Origin of the sequence: Spirillospora sp. NBC_01491 (genome assembly GCF_036227065.1) — a bacterium.
In the GTDB taxonomy this organism is placed as follows: domain Bacteria; phylum Actinomycetota; class Actinomycetes; order Streptosporangiales; family Streptosporangiaceae; genus Spirillospora; species Spirillospora xylanilytica.
In genome coordinates this window covers 7,487,262-7,503,923 of the sequence record NZ_CP109432.1, presented here as the reverse complement: position 1 = coordinate 7,503,923, position 16,662 = coordinate 7,487,262, and the positions used below count along the sequence as shown (strand labels likewise).

The 16,662-nt window shown below is 74.4% G+C and carries 16 protein-coding genes; 9 read left to right on the top strand and 7 right to left on the bottom strand.

Annotation, left to right across the window (positions count from 1 at the left end):
• The first annotated feature begins 104 nt into the window (after window positions 1-104).
• The 5 genes from OHA34_RS34865 (at window position 105) to OHA34_RS34845 (ending at window position 3,857) form a co-directional block, all read left to right on the top strand.
• Window positions 105-914, top strand: a complete 810-nt coding sequence (locus OHA34_RS34865; protein ID WP_329520039.1) for an SAM-dependent methyltransferase — start codon at window positions 105-107, stop codon at window positions 912-914.
• A gap of 144 nt (window positions 915-1,058) precedes the next feature.
• Entirely contained in the window at window positions 1,059-2,177 is a 1,119-nt protein-coding gene (ald, locus tag OHA34_RS34860; protein ID WP_329522477.1) for an alanine dehydrogenase, read from the top strand.
• A gap of 24 nt (window positions 2,178-2,201) precedes the next feature.
• Window positions 2,202-2,792 carry a histidine phosphatase family protein gene (locus tag OHA34_RS34855; protein ID WP_329520038.1) on the top strand — a complete coding sequence of 197 codons (591 nt, stop codon included), beginning with the start codon at window positions 2,202-2,204 and terminating at the stop codon, window positions 2,790-2,792.
• Window positions 2,793-2,894: 102 nt separating this feature from the next.
• Window positions 2,895-3,194: a metal-sensitive transcriptional regulator gene (locus OHA34_RS34850; RefSeq protein WP_285937049.1), complete on the top strand. Its 300-nt coding sequence runs from the start codon at window positions 2,895-2,897 to the stop codon at window positions 3,192-3,194.
• Window positions 3,195-3,374: 180 nt separating this feature from the next.
• Window positions 3,375-3,857 carry a hypothetical protein gene (locus OHA34_RS34845; RefSeq protein ID WP_285937050.1) on the top strand — a complete coding sequence of 161 codons (483 nt, stop codon included), beginning with the start codon at window positions 3,375-3,377 and terminating at the stop codon, window positions 3,855-3,857.
• Window position 3,858: 1 nt separating this feature from the next.
• Here the strand turns inward: OHA34_RS34845 and OHA34_RS34840 are convergent, their stop codons facing one another.
• The 3 genes from OHA34_RS34840 to ggt all read right to left on the bottom strand — a co-directional run bounded on the left by OHA34_RS34840 (window position 3,859) and on the right by ggt (window position 7,198).
• On the bottom strand, window positions 3,859-4,731 hold the full coding sequence (locus OHA34_RS34840; RefSeq protein ID WP_285937052.1) for an oxygenase MpaB family protein: 873 nt from the start codon (window positions 4,729-4,731) through the stop codon (window positions 3,859-3,861).
• A gap of 147 nt (window positions 4,732-4,878) precedes the next feature.
• A complete protein-coding gene (gene cutA, locus OHA34_RS34835; protein WP_285937053.1) occupies window positions 4,879-5,250 on the bottom strand; it encodes a divalent-cation tolerance protein CutA in 372 nt (123 codons plus the stop codon).
• Window positions 5,251-5,320: 70 nt separating this feature from the next.
• Entirely contained in the window at window positions 5,321-7,198 is a 1,878-nt protein-coding gene (gene ggt / locus OHA34_RS34830) for a gamma-glutamyltransferase (RefSeq protein ID WP_329520037.1), read from the bottom strand.
• A gap of 274 nt (window positions 7,199-7,472) precedes the next feature.
• Here ggt and OHA34_RS34825 point away from each other — a divergent pair, with 274 nt between their 5' ends.
• Window positions 7,473-9,239 carry an APC family permease gene (locus tag OHA34_RS34825; RefSeq protein ID WP_329520036.1) on the top strand — a complete coding sequence of 589 codons (1,767 nt, stop codon included), beginning with the start codon at window positions 7,473-7,475 and terminating at the stop codon, window positions 9,237-9,239.
• A gap of 71 nt (window positions 9,240-9,310) precedes the next feature.
• On the opposite strand, the gene OHA34_RS34820 is transcribed toward OHA34_RS34825, so the two are convergent.
• Genes OHA34_RS34820 through OHA34_RS34805 form a run of 4 tightly spaced genes read right to left on the bottom strand, consistent with a single transcriptional unit; the run spans window position 9,311 to window position 13,183 of the window.
• On the bottom strand, window positions 9,311-10,276 hold the full coding sequence (locus OHA34_RS34820; protein WP_329520035.1) for an ABC transporter substrate-binding protein: 966 nt from the start codon (window positions 10,274-10,276) through the stop codon (window positions 9,311-9,313).
• A 26-nt stretch (window positions 10,277-10,302) separates the two neighbouring features.
• Entirely contained in the window at window positions 10,303-11,112 is an 810-nt protein-coding gene (locus OHA34_RS34815; RefSeq protein WP_285937057.1) for an ABC transporter ATP-binding protein, read from the bottom strand.
• Window positions 11,109-12,176 (bottom strand): FecCD family ABC transporter permease, encoded by a 1,068-nt coding sequence (locus OHA34_RS34810; RefSeq protein ID WP_285937058.1) that lies wholly within the window; start codon window positions 12,174-12,176, stop codon window positions 11,109-11,111. Before OHA34_RS34810 ends, OHA34_RS34815 begins: the two co-directional genes overlap by 4 nt.
• Window positions 12,173-13,183, bottom strand: a complete 1,011-nt coding sequence (locus OHA34_RS34805) for a FecCD family ABC transporter permease (protein WP_285937059.1) — start codon at window positions 13,181-13,183, stop codon at window positions 12,173-12,175. The genes OHA34_RS34810 and OHA34_RS34805 overlap by 4 nt, the downstream gene beginning before the upstream one ends.
• A 196-nt stretch (window positions 13,184-13,379) precedes the next feature.
• Here OHA34_RS34805 and OHA34_RS34800 point away from each other — a divergent pair, with 196 nt between their 5' ends.
• From OHA34_RS34800 to OHA34_RS34790, 3 genes are all read left to right on the top strand, one after another.
• A complete protein-coding gene (locus tag OHA34_RS34800; protein WP_329520034.1) occupies window positions 13,380-14,201 on the top strand; it encodes an NUDIX hydrolase in 822 nt (273 codons plus the stop codon).
• A 76-nt stretch (window positions 14,202-14,277) separates the two neighbouring features.
• Window positions 14,278-15,273, top strand: coding sequence for a hypothetical protein (locus tag OHA34_RS34795; protein WP_285937062.1), 996 nt, complete (start codon window positions 14,278-14,280; stop codon window positions 15,271-15,273).
• Window positions 15,274-15,281: 8 nt separating this feature from the next.
• Window positions 15,282-16,598, top strand: coding sequence for an adenylosuccinate synthetase (locus OHA34_RS34790; RefSeq protein ID WP_285938563.1), 1,317 nt, complete (start codon window positions 15,282-15,284; stop codon window positions 16,596-16,598).
• The last annotated feature ends 64 nt before the right edge of the window (window positions 16,599-16,662 follow it).

The window sequence follows — 16,662 nt, the reverse complement described above, 5'->3', positions numbered from 1 at the left end:
CTGGTTTCCGGCCTTCCGGCTGTCCATCCAAGTACGCTTCGGCCCCAAGGCACCGGCCCCCCGGGCGCGGACGACTCCAGAGCGGCACCACGCGGAGGACCGACATGGCGGACGAGCGGTACAACTGGGCCTCACTCGGGATCGACACCACCAAGCCGAGCATCGCCCGCACCTACGACGTCGTGCTGCGCGGCAAGGACAACTTCGAGGTCGACCGGGCGTTCGTCGACCAGATCGTCAAGGTCGTCCCCGAGATCTACGACGTGGCCGCCTACAACCGCGAGGTGCTCGGCCGCGGGGTGCGGTACCTCACCGAGGAGGCCGGGCTCCGGCAGTTCCTCGACCTCGGCTCCGGGCTGCCCACCGTGCAGAACACCCACCAGGTCGCGCAGGCGTCCGCCGCCGACGTGCGGGTGGTGTACGTCGACAACGACCCGATCGTGCTGGCGCACGGCCGCGCACTGCTGGCCGAGAACGACCGGACCACGGTGGTCACCGCCGACGTCCGCAGGCCCGAGGAGATCCTCGCCGACCCCGAGGTCCGCCGCCTGATCGACTTCGACCGGCCGGTCGGGCTGATGCTGGTCGGCATCCTGCACCACCTGCACGACGACGAGGGACCGCAGCGCATCGTCGACACCCTCATGGACGCGGTGCCGTCCGGCAGCCACCTTTTCGTCACCTGCTTCTGCGCGTCCGGCCAGGAGTCGCGGGACGCCGAGCAGCAGTACCTGGCGATGCTCGGCACCGGCCGCTTCCGCACCCCCGACGAGATCACCGCCTACTTCGACGGGCTGGAGCTGCTGGAGCCGGGCGTGGTCGCGCTGCCGCTGTGGCGGCCCGAGGGCGAGGTGCCCGCGGAGCTGAGCGTCGGCCAGCGGCTGATGTTCGGCGGCATCGCCCGTAAGCCCTGACCCGCCCGCCCGACCGTCCACCTGAGCGGCCTTACATAGTGTCAGCGGAACGGGGAACACCAATACACGCTGCGCATGGCCGCGAGGGACGCGCGGGCCGCACGCTGTAGGCGTACATCCTGGTCAGCGTTGACGGAGGACACCGTGAAGATCGGCGTTCCGCGGGAGATCAAGAATCACGAGTACCGGGTGGCGATCACCCCGGCGGGGGCGCACGAGCTCACCCGCCACGGACATGAGGTGTTCGTCGAGCAGGGCGCCGGGCTCGGGTCGGCCATCCCCGACGAGGACTTCACCGACGCGGGCGCCAAGATCCTGGACGGCCCGGACGAGGTCTGGGCCGAGGGCGACCTGATCCTCAAGGTCAAGGAGCCCATCGCCGCCGAGTACCACCGGATGCGCCGGGGCCAGACCCTGTTCACCTACCTGCATCTGGCCGCGTCCCGCGAGTGCACCGACGCGCTGCTGTCGGCCGGCGTCACCGCGATCGCGTACGAGACCGTCCAGCTCCCGAGCGGGGCACTGCCGCTGCTGGCGCCGATGTCGGAGGTGGCCGGGCGGCTCGCGCCGCAGGTCGGCGCGTACAACCTGATGGCCTCCAACGGCGGTCGCGGCGTGCTGCCGGGCGGCGTGCCCGGCGTCGCGCCGGCCCGGGTGCTGGTGATCGGCGGGGGCGTGTCCGGGCTCAACGCGGCGCAGGTCGCGGTGGGCATGGGCGCGGCGGTGACCGTCCTGGACGTCAGCGTCGACCGGCTGCGGCAGATCGACGCGATCTACCAGGGCCGGCTGCGGACCGCGGTGTCCAACGCCTACGCCCTCGACCAGGAGGCGCGCGCCGCCGACCTGGTGATCGGCGCGGTGCTGATCCCCGGCGCGCGGGCGCCCAAGCTGGTCTCCAACGACCTGGTGGCGCGGATGCGGGCCGGCTCAGTGCTGGTCGACATCGCCATCGACCAGGGCGGCTGCTTCGAGGACTCGCGGCCGACCACGCACGCCGCGCCCACCTACCGGGTGCACGAGTCGATCTTCTACTGCGTGGCCAACATGCCCGGCTCGGTGCCCACCACCTCCACCCAGGCGCTCACCAACGTCACCCTCCCCTACGCCGCCGCGATCGCGGGCCGGGGCTGGCGGGACGCGCTGCGCGCCGACCCGGCGCTCGCGCTCGGCCTCAACACCCACGGCGGCGACCTGGTCTACGACCACGTGGCCGAGGCGCACGGGCTCCCGCACGTCCCCCTGGCGGCCGTCCTCGCCGCATGATCGGGCCGCCCTTAGGGTGAGGGCATGGGGCAACTGATCATCCTGCGGCACGGCGAGACCGAGTGGAGCCGGGCGCGCAGGCACACCGGCCGGACCGACCTGCCGCTGACCGGACGCGGCGAAAGGCAGGCCCGCTCGCTGGCCGCGCCCATGGCGGCGCGCCGGGTCGTGCGGGTGGTGTGCAGCCCGGCCGAGCGCGCCCGCCGCACCGCCGCGCTGGCCGGGCTGAGGGTGGACGAGGCCGACCCCGACCTGTGGGAGTGGGACTACGGCGGCTACGAGGGCGTGACCAGCGAGGCCATCCGCGAGGGGCGCCCCGGCTGGCTCCTGTGGGACGACGGGGTCGTGCCCGGCGACGCCGAGCACCCGGGCGAGCCGGTGGAGCGGGTCGGCGAGCGGGTGGACGCGGTGCTCGCGCGGGTACGGCCGTACCTCGCCGAGGGCGATGTGGCCCTGGTCGCGCACGGGCACGTGCTGCGCGTCCTCACCGCGCGCTGGCTCGGGCTGGAGCCCGCCGCGGGACGGCTGTTCGCGCTCGACACCGGTACCCTGTCCACGCTCGGCACCGAGCACGACCGGCCGGTGATCACCTCGTGGAACCTGCCGCCCGGCTGAGCGCGCGGGCCGGGCGGGACCGCGGGATACCATACCCCTCGGGGGTCGGCCCCCGTGCGGCGGCCCGCCGACCGCGGCCCCGGACCGATTGCGAGGACGACGATGGCGACCAGCGACACCCCCACCCGCGGCTACACCGCCAGCAAGGACCAGCTCCAGACCCGGCTGCGCCGGATCGAGGGCCAGGTCCGCGGGATCGAGCGGATGGTCGAGGACGATCGCTACTGCATCGACATCCTCACCCAGATCAGCGCCATCCAGGCGGCCCTCGACAAGGTCGCGCTCGGCCTGCTCGACGGGCATGTGCGGCACTGCGTGGCCGAGGGCGCTGAAGAGGGCAAGTCCGAGGCCATGTCCACCGAGCTGATGGCCGCGGTCGGCCGCCTCATGCGCCGCGGCTGACTCCCCCCCTCTCCCGAACGGGCGGGGTCAGGCGTTCAGGTCGTCGAGATCGTCCAGGCGAGGCGCGCCCTGGCACGCGCGGCGGGCCGGGCAGTGCGCGGACCAGCCGGTCCCGTTCGGCCCGTCCGGTCCGTCAGGTCCATCCGGTCCGTCAGGCTCGGCGCGGGCCGCGTCGTCCCGGTGGGCATCGTCCTGCTGGTGATCGGCACCGTCCCGTTCGCGCTGGTCGGCCCGGACACCTCGTACTGGCTGCTCGGCGCCGCGCTGTACGTGCGGGGGCTCGGGCTCGGCAGCACGATGATGCCGACGATGTCGGCCGCGGTCACCACGCTCAGCCGGACGGCGGTGTCGCGCGCCAGCAGCTCGCTGAACATCATCGTGCAGCTCGGCGGATCGGTCGGGACGGCGCTGCTGGCGGTCATCCTGTCCCGCGAGATCAGCTCGGGGATCCCCCGGCGGGGCGGCGGAGGCGGCGGCACCGACCAGATGGGCGGGCTGCCGGACCAGGTCCGCGAGCAGATCGCGCCGAAGCTGGCGGACGCCTTCGGCACCACGTTCTGGGTCGCGCTCGGCCTCACCGCCGTGCTCGTCCTGCCCGTGCTGCTCCTGCCGCGGAACGCCCCGGCGGGCGGCGCGGGCGAGGCCCCTCCCCCGGCGCTCTGACTCAGGACGCGATGGACCAGCCGGCCGGGTCGGACGCGTGCTCGCGCGTGAGCCGCCTGGCCCGCTGGGCGTCCGGGGAGTAGCGGTACCGCTCGGGGATGACGTGGACGGTGCGGTGCAGGCCCTTGAGGGCGAGCGTCGCGGCGAGGTCGGAGGTGGGCAGGCCGGGCAGCCCGTACATCCGGCGGGCCCAGCGCGGCAGCGTCGAGACCACCAGCATCCCGAGGCCGGGCGCGGCCAGCTTGAGCGGCAGGAGCCGGTTCGGCACGTCCGGGCTGAACATCCGGCGCAGCCCGTCGCGGGCCTCGTCGCAGGCCCAGATCCGCGGGCGCATCCCCGCGTAGTAGTCCTTCAGCTCGGCGACGGAGGCGGGGACGTCGGCGGGGTCGAGCCCGACCACGGCGGCGGCGCGGCGCTGCTCGTCGACGAACGCGTCGGCGTCGGCGGCGCTCAGCCCGACGCCGGCGCGGCGGGCGACGTCGAGGTAGGAGTCGACCTCGCCGAGGTGCACCCAGAGCAGGTTCTCGGGGTCGTCCACCGGGAAGGTCTCGCCGGTGCGCAGATCGAGGCCGGTCAGCTTGGAGTGCAGCCTGCGGACGCGGCGGCCGATCCGGTCGACCTCGGCGTGCGTGCCGTAGGTGCGGACGCGGACGAACTCGACGGTGCGGGCGAGCCTGGACCACGCGGCGTCGCGGTCCATCAGCTCGGAGTTCTGCGCGGTGCCCCACATCGACCGGGGGTGCAGCGCCTGGAGGAGCAGGGCTCGGATGCCGCCGATCATCAGCACCGGCTCGCCCATCACCCGCCAGGTCACCGAGCCGGGCCCGAACAGGCCGTGATCGTCGAGCAGCTCCTCACGCGGTCCCTCGCGCACGCGACCGCCCCCTCTCTCCGCGGCCGAGGAAACCACGCCCGGCGGGGTAATCACAGACTTATTTCCCCGTTATGACCTGAGTCACACCACAAAACGGACATCGCCCCGGTCCGCGCGGACGGGCGCGGACCGGAGCGGGACCGGGCGTCAGGCGTCGCCGGTCCCCGCGTCGTCGGCGTCGTCGTCGCCGGGCTCGGGCGACTCGGTCTGCTCGGCGATCCACGCGAGGTAGTCCATGCTGCCCGCCACCACCGGGGACGCGATGATCTCCGGGGTGTCATAGGAGTGGCCCTCGGTGATCAGCGAGGCCAGTTCGTCGAACCGGTCGGCGGTGGTCTTGAAGACGATCAGCCATTCCTCGGCCGACTCGATCTCGCCCTCCCACCAATAGGTGCTGGCGACCGGGCCGACGAGCTGGGCGCACGCCGCGAGCCGCTCGGCCACCGCCGACCGGGCCAGCCCGGCCGCCTCCAGCCGCGAGTCGGTGGTGGTGGTCACCTGGACGTAAGCCTGCGCCATCGCATGCTCCTTCCCCCATGACGATCGTAACCGTGCGTCTCTCCGGCGTTCCTCCCGGTCACTTGCCCGGTCACCTGCCCGGCCGTACGACCATGGCGCTGCCCCCGCCCCGGCGGACCGGTTCGGCGACGGCCTGGACCAGTCCGGGCCGCAGCATCTCCAGCGCGGTGGCGGCTCCGATCACGCCCGCGGGCGGTCCGGGGAACAGCTCGAGGCGGTGCCCGCGCGCGGCCAGCTCCCTGCCGTAGCCGTCGATGAACGCCTTCTCGGCGAAGACCTGCGGGGTGTTGCGCTGGGTGGCGCGCGGCGCGGCGAGCGCGGCGGGCAGGTCCATGCCGAGGTCGAGCCGGTTCAGCAGGATCTGGAGCACGGTGGTGATGATGGTGGACCCGCCCGGCGTGCCGAGGGCGAGCTTGGGCCGTCCGTCCTGGAGGACGAGCGTCGGCGCCATGCTGCTGCGCGGGCGCTTCCCGGGGCCGGGCAGGTTCGGGTCGGGGCTCGCGCCGGGGGCGGGCGGCTGCTGGGTGAAGTCGGTCAGCTCGTTGTTGAGCAGGAACCCGCGGCCGGGGACGGTGATCCCGCTGCCGCCGAACTGCTCGATCGAGACGTTGTAGGCGACGACGTTGCCCATCTTGTCGGCGACGACGAGGTGGGTGGTCTGCGGTCCCTCGTAGGCCAGCGTCCGGGTGGCGCCGCCGGGCGGGACGCACGGGGTGTAGCGGCCGTCCGGGGAGCCGGGCGCCACCGGCGCCGTGGCGGCCTCGCCCGGCTTGATGAGGCAGGCGCGCTCGCGGGCGAACCCGGTCGACAGCAGCTCGCCGAGCGGGACCTTCACCTTGGCGGGATCGCCGACGTAGCGTCCCCGGTCGGCGTAGGCGAGCTTGGACGCCTCCAGGTAGTAGTGCAGCGCCTTGACCGGGTCGCGGGAGTCGAACCGGAAGTCGCCGAGGATGCCGAGGGCCTCGCCGACCGTCGAGCCGCCGGACGAGGACGGCGGCGCCCCGTACACCTCCGTGCCCCGGTAGGACGTGCGGGTGGGGCGCTTCGACAGCGCCCGGTAGGCGGCCAGGTCGCGCGGCTCCATCAGCCCCGCGCGGACGTTGCGGGTAGAGGACGGGTCGAGCGGCGGCTTGCGCACCGTCCTGGCGACCTCCTTGCCCAGCCCTCCCCCGTACAGCCAGCCGGGGCCGCGCTCGGCCAGCTCGCGGTAGGTGGCGGCGAGATCGGGGTTGCGGAACACCGAGCCGACCGCCGGGAGCCTCCCGCCGGGCAGGAACAGCTCGCGGGTCGGCCCGAAGTCGCGGAAGCGCGCCTCGTTCACCGCGGTCTGGTCGCGGAACTCCTGGTCGACGACGAAGCCCTTGTCGGCGACGCGGATCGCGGGCCGCAGCAGCGTGCCGAGGTCGCGGGTGCCGAAGCGGCGCAGCGCGAGGTCCCACTGGGCCAGGGTGCCGGGCACGCCGACGCCGAGCCCGCTGGTGACCGCCTCGTCGAACGGGATCGCCTTGCCGGTCGCGGGGTCGACGAAGGACGAGGCGCGCATCCTCGCCGGCGCGGTCTCACGGCCGTCGATCGCGTGGACGCGGCGCGTCTTGGCGTCGTAGTAGGTCAGGTAGCCGCCACCGCCGATCGCGGCCACGTACGGCTCGGTCACCCCGAGGGTGGCGCCGGCCGCGACCGCGGCGTCCATCGCGTTGCCGCCGCGCTCGAGCACCTCCAGGGCCGTGCGGCTGGCATCGGGGTCGACGGTGGAGACGGCGCCCCCGTACCCGGTGGCCACGGGCCGCCGGTCGGACGGCGCGGACGGCGCGGCGGGGCCCGCTCCCGGGGCGCGCGCGGCGGCGGCGCCGGGCTGGAGGGGGGCGGCGAGGGAGAGGGCGACGACGAGCCCGGCCACCGGTGCGGTGCGGCGGCGCAGGGCGCTCCGGGGCGATGTGTTTCGGGACACCGAACCTCCTGGGGACGCGGCGTCACCACCGTGCCACCGATCTTGCCGCGGCGCCAGCGTCCGGGCGGCCGGGGCCGGCTGGGCCCGGTCGTGCAACGGGGGTTCCGTTCCGCGCCCATCCCGTGCCTTTCCGTGGACGGGCAACGGCAAAATCACATCAATTCGCGAGAAAACATTGCGAATGGCTCATTCCTGGTGAATTCTGAGGGACTTCGACCAGTACCAGCACTGTCTCGCGAACAGCGGCGCGGGGTCAGGCCAGGGGGGGACACCTATGACCTGGGACGGCCGCACGCGCAACACCATGTTCCGGCGCCTGCCCGTCGAGCGGGCCACCGGCCGGCTGTACGGGGGCCGGCACCGGTTGCGCGTGGTCTACCGGACCCGCGATCTGATCGTGCTCGGACTCGGCGTGATGGTCGGTTCCGGCATTTTCAAGATCGCCGGGGAGCAGGCCGTGCACACCGCCGGCCCGGCGGTGATCATTTCTTTTCTGATCGCCGGCGGCGTGTGCCTGCTGGCCGCGCTCGCCTATGCGGAGTTATCCTCGATCGTCCCGGTCGCGGGGAGCGCCTATTCCTTCAGCTACGTCGCCTTCGGCGAGGTCTGGGCCTGGGTGGTCGGCTGGGCGCTGGTGCTGGAGCTGCTGCTCGCCGCGTCGGTGGTCGCGCGGGCGTGGTCGCTGTACGCGGCCCAGGCACTGAGCGACTTCGGCGTCCCGGTGCCGTCCGGGCTCGCCGGGGTGATCGGCCAGGAGCGCGGCTTCGACGTGTTCGCCCTCGGCATCCTGGTGCTGCTGGTGGTGCTGCTGGCGGTGGGCGGCCGGATGAGCCTGCGCACCCTGTGGTTCATGGTGGTGGCCAAGCTGATCGTGGTCGCGCTGGTGGTCGCCACCGGGCTGAAGTTCTTCAGCCCCGGCAACCTCACCCCGTTCGTGCCGCCGCCCGCCGAGCAGCCCGGCGGCGAGGCCCGCACGGTGCTGGACGTGCTGTCCGGGCTGGCCGGCGGCGGCGCCCCGCACGCGTTCGGCGTCTGGGGGGTCTTCGCCGCCGCGCCCGCGATCGCGTTCGCCTACATCGGCTTCGACCTGATCGCGACCGCCTCGGAGGAGACCGACGACGCCCCGCGCAAGGTGCCGCGCGGGATGCTCACCAGCCTGGTCGTCGCGGTCGTGCTCTACGCCGCGGTGGCGGTGGCGATGGTCGGCATGGCCGGGCTGGACGGGCTGGCCGGCCTCGGCACGGACCGGCCGCTGCTCGCCGCCGCGTTCGCCTCGGCCGGCGCCGGGGCGATGGGCCGGGTCATCGACGTCGGCGCGGTGCTCGCGCTGAGCACCGTCATCCTGGTGGTGCTGATCAGCCTGACCCGGGTGCTGTTCTCGATGGCGCGCGACGGCCTGCTGCCGCGCCCGATCGCGGGGATGAGCCGGTTCCGGGTGCCGTCCCGGGCGACGCTGGTGGCGGGCGGCGCGGCGGTGCTGATGTCGCAGGTCTTCGACGTGCTCACGCTGGAGCAGATGGTGGTCATCGGCACCCTGTTCGCGTTCCTGTTCGTCTCCGCCGCGGTGCCCGCGCTGCGCCGCGGGCGGCCCGACCTGCACCGCCCGTTCCGCGTCCCGGCGGCTCCGCTCACCGCCGCGCTGAGCATCCTGGCGACCGGCTGGATGATGCTGAACCTGAAGGTCGAGACGTGGCGCAACTTCGCCCTCTGGATGGCCGCGGGGGTGCTGCTCTACCTGCTGTACGGACGGCGCAAGAGCCAGATGAGGCTGCTCCTGGACCAGCCCCCGCCGCAGCACCCGGCCGCGGCGGGGCGGCAGCCACCGCCCGGCGCCGTCCCGGCGCAGGCCCCCGTCCCTCCTCCGCCCGCACGCCGGCTGCCGCCCGGCGTCGCGCCGCTCGACGGCCCGGTGCCGTCCGGCGGACCGGCGCCATCCGGCGGACCGGCGCCATCCGGCGGACCGGCGGCGTCCGGCGGACCCGCCCCGGACGGCGCCCAGCCCGATCCGCCGCGGCCCGGGGGCGGCAGGCACCGCCGCTGACCTGCGAAGGCACCGCTCTCCCGGCCCGGGGGGGGCAGCGCCTTCGCCGTGCCGTCAGGAGTGGCGGACGGTCACTTCGCCGCGAGCGGCGTCAGGTACTTCTGGAGGTCGTCCAGGATGCGGCCGGCGGCGGTGACGCCGATGCCGGTCATCCAGGTCTCGTCGTCCACCACCTGGGCGTGCCCGGCCTTGACCGCGCCGAGCTTCTGCCACAGCGGGCCGGCGGTGACCTCGGCCTGCTCCTGCGCGGCCTTCTCGCCGTACGCCGCCACGAAGATCATGTCGCCGTCGGCCTGGTCGACCCGCTCGGGGCTGAGCGCGGCGAACCGCTTGTCGGCCTTGTCCGCGAGCCGCTGCCGCTCGGGCCGGCCGAGGCCGGTGTCGCCGAGGACGATCCCGGCGAACGACTCGGGCCCGTACACGCGCAGCTCGTCCGGCATGAACCGGACCAGGCTGACCTTCAGCCCGGACGGGTCGCCGAGCTTCTCACCGAGCCGCTTGGCACGGTCCTGGTACGCCTGGAGCTTCTGCTCCCCCTCGGCCTTCTTGCCCACCGCCTCGGCGTCGAGCAGGAAGTTCTGCTTCCAGGTCACCCCGACCTTGTCGGTGAAGACGGTCGGCGCGATCTTCGACAGCTCGCCGTAGAACTTCTCCTGGCGGAACCTGGAGCCGAGGATCAGGTCCGGCTCGAGCGCGGCGATGGCCTCGGTGTCGGGCTCCTGGAGCGTGCCGACGCTCTTGATCTTCGCGTACCCGTCGCCCAGGTACTTCGGCATCCCGGCGGCCTGGTCCGGCAGCGCCGTCCCGACCGGGGTCAGCCCGAGGCTGTAGAGGGTGTCGAGCTTGTCGCTGTCGAGCACCACGATCCGCTTCGGGGCCTCGGGGACCTTGCTCTCCCCCATCGCGTGCTCGACCACGCGGGTCGGCCCGTCGGCCTGCCCCGAGTCGCCGCCGCCGCACGCGGTCAGCGCCAGGGCGGCCGTCGCGAGCACCGCGATCCCCTGCGCGAGCCGCCCGCCTCTTCCGTGGAGCTTCACTGCCTTTCCCTTCATCGAACTGTCGGTCAGGCCGGGGCATCCGGCACGATCATCGGTGCGCCCGTCACCGGGCACGGCACGACCACGCCGCCGAGGCCGAACACCCCGGCCAGGCAGGCCGCGTCCATGACCTCGTCCGGCGGGCCCTGCGCGGTCACCCGGCCGTCCTTCATCACCACGAGGTGGTCGGCGTAGCGGCATGCCTGGTTGAGGTCGTGCAGGACGGCGAGCACGGTCCGGCCGCCGTCCCGGTTGAGCCGCCGCAGCAGGTCGAGCACCTCGACCTGGTGGGCGAGGTCAAGGAAGGTGGTGGGCTCGTCCAGCAGCAGCGCGTCGGTGTCCTGGGCGAGGGTCAGCGCGATCCACACCCGCTGCCGCTGCCCGCCCGACAGCGCGTCCACCGGCCGGTCCCGCAGGTCGCCGAGCCCGGTGAGCCGGAGCGCCCGCTCGACGGCGGCCGAGTCCTCGCCGCTCCACTGCCGGAACCAGCGCTGGTACGGCTGCCGTCCGCGCGCGACCAGGTCGGCGACGGTCAGCCCCTCGGGGGTGACCGGGCTCTGCGGCAGCACGCCGAGCCGCCGGGCCAGCTCGCGGGTCGGCTGCGCGTGCAGCTCGGCGCCGTCGATCAGGACGGTTCCGGAGCGCGGCGCCAGAAGCCGCGCGAGGGTGCGCAGCAGCGTGGACTTGCCGCAGGCGTTGGGGCCGACGATCACGGTGAACGCGCCGCCGGGCAGCTCCAGGTCCAGGCCGTCGATGACGGTGCGGTCGCCGTACCCGACGGTGAGGCCGCGGGTCGCCAGCCTCACCGGGGGCCGGTCTGCGGCGTCGGTCGTCATCGGTTCCTCCTCCGTACGAGCAGCCACAGCAGGTAGGGACCGCCGAGGGCCGCGGTGAGCACCCCGACGGGGAGCTGGACGGGCGCGAACGCGGTGCGGGCGATCAGGTCGGCGACGACGGTGAGCAGGGCGCCGGTGAGCGCGGCGCAGGCCAGCGGGGGCCGCTCGGCGCGGACCAGGCGGCGGGCGAGCTGCGGCGCGGCGAGCGCGACGAAGTCGACCGCGCCGGCCTGCGAGGTCGCCAGGGCGGCCAGCACCACCGCGACGCCGGCCAGCGCGAGGCGGCGGCGGACGACGCGGACGCCGAGGCCGCGGGCGACGTCGTCGTCCAGCGCGGTGGTGTCCATGGCCCGGCCCGCCCACACCAGCACCGGCGCGAGCAGCAGCACCGGGACCAGCAGCGTCAGCGTCTCCCGGTGGCCGAGCCCGGCCAGGCTCCCGGCCAGCCAGATCCGGGCCCGCTGGCCCTCGATCGGGTCGGCGCCGACGATGAACACCTCGGTCAGCGCCTTGAGCGCGAGCGCGACCGCGACGCCGCCGAGGACGAAGCGGTGCGCGGCCAGCCCGTGCCGGCCCGAGACCGCGAACACCGCCGCGGCGGCGGCGAGCCCGCCGAGCAGGGCGAACGGGCCGAGCCAGGCCGAGCCGAGGCCGGCGCTCATCACCAGCGTCGCGGCGAGCCCGGCGCCCTGGCTCACCCCGACGACGTCCGGGCTGGCCAGCGGGTTGCGGCTGACCGCCTGGAGCAGCGCGCCGGACAGCCCGAGGACGGCACCGACGGCGAGGCCGAGCACGATCCGGGGCAGCCGCAGGTCCTGGACGACGACGGTGGACGGCCCGTCCCCCGCGAGCGCCCGGACCACGTCCAGGGGGGCGATGAAGGTGCTGCCCACACCGAGGGAGACCAGCGTCGCGGCGGCGGTGAGCACGATGAGGAGCAGGCCGGCCGCGGCCGCGCGGCGCCGGACGACGAACGCGAGCGGGCCGGCGCGGACGACCGTCCGGCCCGCGGCGGGGTGGGACCGCGCGGAGGGGCGGAACGGCACGGCGGCGCTGGTCTTCACGCGGTCACCGTCCGGGCCCGGCGGACGAGCATGATGAGGAAGGGGGCGCCGATCAGCGCGGTGACGACGCCCGCGCGGACCTCGGCGGGCGGGGTGACCAGCCGTCCGATCACGTCGGCGGCGAGCAGCAGCGCGGGCCCGAGCAGCACCGAGACCGCCAGGACCCAGCGGTGCCCGGCGCCGACCAGGCCGCGGGCCAGGTGCGGCACGGCGAGGCCGACGAACCCGATCGGGCCGGCGGCGGCGACGGCGGCGCCGGTCAGCATGATCGCGGCGACCGCCGCGGCGAGCCGCACCATGCCGACGTTGCGGCCGAGGCCGCGGGCCAGGTCGTCGCCGAGGGCGAGCGCGTCCAGGCCGCGGGCCGCGCCGAAGGCGAGCACCACGCCGGCCGCGACGAACGGCAGCAGCCACAGCGCGACCTCGGGCGGCCGGCCGGCCAGCGACCCGACGGCCCAGAACCGGTACTGGTCGAAGGTCTGGGAGTCGACGGTCAGCACGCCGACCACCACGCCGCTGAGCGAGGCGTCCAGCGCGGTGCCGGCCAGCGCGAGCGTGACGGGCGAGGCGCCGTCGCGGGTGCGCGCGGCCAGGGCGTAGACGAACGTGCCGGACAGCGCGGCGCCCGCGATGCCGAACCAGATGTAGGCGGGCAGCGCGGTCAGCCCGAACACGCTGATCGCCAGGACCACGCCGAGTGAGGCGCCGGAGGTGACGCCCATGATCCGCGGGTCGGCGAGCGGGTTGCGGGTGAGCGCCTGCATCAGCACCCCGGAGAGGGCGAGCGCGGCGCCGGCCGCGACGCCGGTGACGGTGCGCGGCAGCCGGAGCGAGCGGACGATCGTGCTCTCCTCGCCGCCGTCCGGGTGCAGCAGCGCGTCCAGGACGTGGCCGGGGGCGATCCCGCGGCTCCCGGCGGCGAGGCTCGCGAGGACGGCCGCGGCGAGCAGCAGCGCGCTCAGCGCGAGGACGACCGGGCGCCGGGCGCGTCCGCCTCGATCGGTCACCCGCGCCACCCCTGCGTTCCGGCCCACCTGCCGAACACAGGTAAGGCTTGCCTAAATCCCCGGGAAGATTAGGCGACGACCACGGAAAACGACAAATCCGGACTAACCGCTGGACGGAACGCACCACCCGGCGCTATGTTCTTCTCATATCGAGTTCAACTCACCTTGAGATTTACTCATAAGGAGAACAACGCCGATGAGCCCGGACCAGCGGCCCGCCGACGAGAGCGACTTCCTCGCCGCCTACGACCCCCGGGACTACGACCCGGTCTCGGTGACCGTCGACGTGGTCGCGCTCACCATCCGCGACGGCGGCCTGCACGTGCTGCTGGTTCGGCGCGGCGCGGCGCCCTTCGCGGGCATGTGGGCGCTGCCCGGCGGATTCGTGCGCGGCGTGCGCGACGCCGAGGACCTCCCCGACGCGGCGGTCCGGGAGCTGGCCGAGGAGACCGGGCTCAGCACCGAGGGCGGCGCCCTCGGCCGGGTCCACCTGGAGCAGCTCGGCACCTACGGCGCCCCCGGCCGGGATCCCCGGATGCGCGTCGTCTCCGTCGCCTACCTGGCGTTCGCGCCCGAGCTGCCCGATCCGGAGGCGGGCGGCGACGCCGCCGACGCGGGCTGGGTGCCGGTCGGCGCGCTCGGCCTGACCGAAGCCGGGGGCCAGCTGCCCGGCACCACCCGCCGGCTCGCCTTCGACCACGCGCGGGTCCTGTCGGACGGGCTGGAGCGGGCCCGCGCCAAGCTCGAGTACACCCCGCTCGCCACGGCGTTCTGCGACGGCACGTTCACCATCCCCGAACTGCGCGCCGTCTACGAGGCGGTGTGGGGCGAGGAGCTGCACGCCGGGAACTTCCACCGCAAGGTCCTGTCGGTGCCCGGGTTCGTCGAGAGCACCGGGGACACCGCGGACCGCGGCGGCCGGCGCGGCGGCCCGCGCCCCCGCCTCTACCGGACGGGCGACGCCCGCCTCCTGCACCCGGCGCTGCTCCGGCCCGGCCGCGAGGAGCAGATCCGGTGAACGCCGCCGCGGCGCCGTCCCGGGGACGCGGCGCGGCTGCCGGAAGAGACCGAGATGAGAGAGAAAGGTGACCCCCATGGGAAGCGGACACTGGTCCACCGACGTCTACACATCCGCGGCGAGGTACCGCGCCGCCAGGGGAACCAGCCCCTTCGCCTACAACGACGGCGGCGCCACCGCCGTCCACCCCGACCTCGACCCGAAGGGCGTGACCGTCCGGGAGAGCCGCGACTCCGACGACCACCCCGAGTCCCTCGGCATCGGCGTGCTGTTCGACGTCACCGGGTCGATGGGCGGCGTGCCGCGCACGCTCCAGACCAAGCTGCCCGACCTGCTCGGCCTGCTGCTGCGCAAGGGCTACGTCGCGCACCCGCAGATCCTGTTCGGCGCCGTCGGCGACGCGACCTGCGACCGGGCGCCGCTCCAGGTCGGCCAGTTCGAGGCCGACAACCGGATGGACGACGACCTCGGCAAGATCCTGCTGGAGGGCGGCGGCGGCGGCCAGTTCACCGAGTCGTACGAGCTGGCGATGTACTTCATGGCCCGGCACACCGCGCTCGACTGCTGGGAGAGGCGGGGCCGCCGCGGCTACCTGTTCATGATCGGCGACGAGCTGGCCTACCCGGCGGTCAAGCGCGCCGAGGCGGCCAGGGTCATCGGCGCCGGGCCGGACGAGGACGTCCCGGTCGCGGCGCTCGTCCGCGAGTTGCAGCGGATGTACGACGTGTACTTCATCATCCCCGAGGGCGCGCACCACTCCCGCGACGCCCGGCTGCGGGAGTTCTGGCGCGGGCTGCTCGGCCAGAACGTCCTGTACCTGGACGACCTCGGCGCGGTCTGCGAGACGATCGCGCTGACCATCGGCCTGGCCGAGGACGCGATCGACCTCGCCGAGGGGCTCGGCCACCTGGCCGAGACCGGGTCGGGCGCGGGCGCCTCGGTGTCGCGGGCGCTCGCCGCGCTGGACGGCCCCCGTCCCCCGGCTCCGGCGTCCCCGAACCCGCGGTCCGGCCCGTCCTCCGCCCCGTCGCGGCGGAACCGCGGCGGGCCCTCCAGGACCGCCTGGCTGTGACCCGGCACATGGTCGTGGCGGACCTCGGGTTCGGGGACGCCGGCAAGGGCACCGTCGTCGACTGGCTCTGCCTGCGGGGGCCTGAACCGGTCGGCGCCGTGGTGCGGTTCAACGGGGGCGCGCAGGCGGCGCACAACGTGGTCGCGGCGGACGGGCGGCACCACACGTTCGCCCAGTTCGGCTCGGGGAGCCTGACGGCGGGGGTGCGGACGCACCTGTCCCGGTTCATGCTCGTCGATCCGCTGGCGCTGGGCGCCGAGGCCGCGCACCTGCGCTCCCTCGGCGTAGCCCAGCCGCTCGGCCTGCTGACCGCCGACCGCGACGCGCCGCTGACCACGCCGTACCACCGGGCCGCCAACCGTGCGCGGGAGGCGGCCCGGGGCGCGGGACGGCACGGATCGTGCGGGATGGGCGTCGGCGAGACCGCCGCGTACGCGCTCGCGCACGAGGACGCGCCGCGCGTGGGCGACTGCCTCTCGCGCGCGCGTCTGCGGCGGACCTTGACCGCTGTACACGACCACTACCGCGACACGTTCCCCAGCGTCTTCCCCGGCGACGAGATGCCGCCGGTCGACGACTGCGTGGAGGCGTTCCTGGCCTTCGGCGAGAACGTCCGGATCGTCGACGGCCGGTACCTTCCCGGGCTGCTGCGGTCCACGAACGTGGTGTTCGAAGGCGCCCAAGGTGTGCTGCTGGACGAATGGCACGGCTTCCACCCGTACACGACCTGGTCGACCACCACGTTCGCCAACGCCGAGACCCTCCTCGCGGAGGCGGGCGCGCACGCGACCCGGCTCGGCGTGCTGCGTGCGTACGCGACGCGCCACGGCCCGGGACCGTTCGTCACCGAAGACCCGGCCCTCACAGCGGAGCTGCCCGACCGGCACAACGGCACGGGACCCTGGCAGGGCGCATTTCGGACCGGACACCTTGACGCGGTGGCCCTCCGGTACGCGCTCGACGTGACTGGCGGGGTGGACGCCCTGGCGGTCACCCACCTGGACGTGGCGAACGCCCGCAGCGACCTTCGTCTGTGCAGCGCGTACGACATGGACGGCGAACTCGTCCACCGCCTACCCACTGGGCCTCCGGGCGGGGCGCCGGGCGGCCTGGAGCGGCAAGCCGCCCTGACCGATCGCCTGATGAGGGCACGTCCCGTCTACAGACCGCTCCCCGATCCCGTGCAGGCGATCGAAGAGGAGGCGGGCGCTCCGGTGGTGCTGCGCTCCTACGGGCCGACGGCGGGAGACAAGGTCCACGTCCCCCAAGGGACTCGCATCGCGCGCCCCGGGGCCGCAACCGGCCCCGTGCCCGCCGGCCATTGACCGCGGCGGCCGATGCGATCATGATCTCGCTGTACGCACGACGGCCGGACCGGGGGACCGCGCG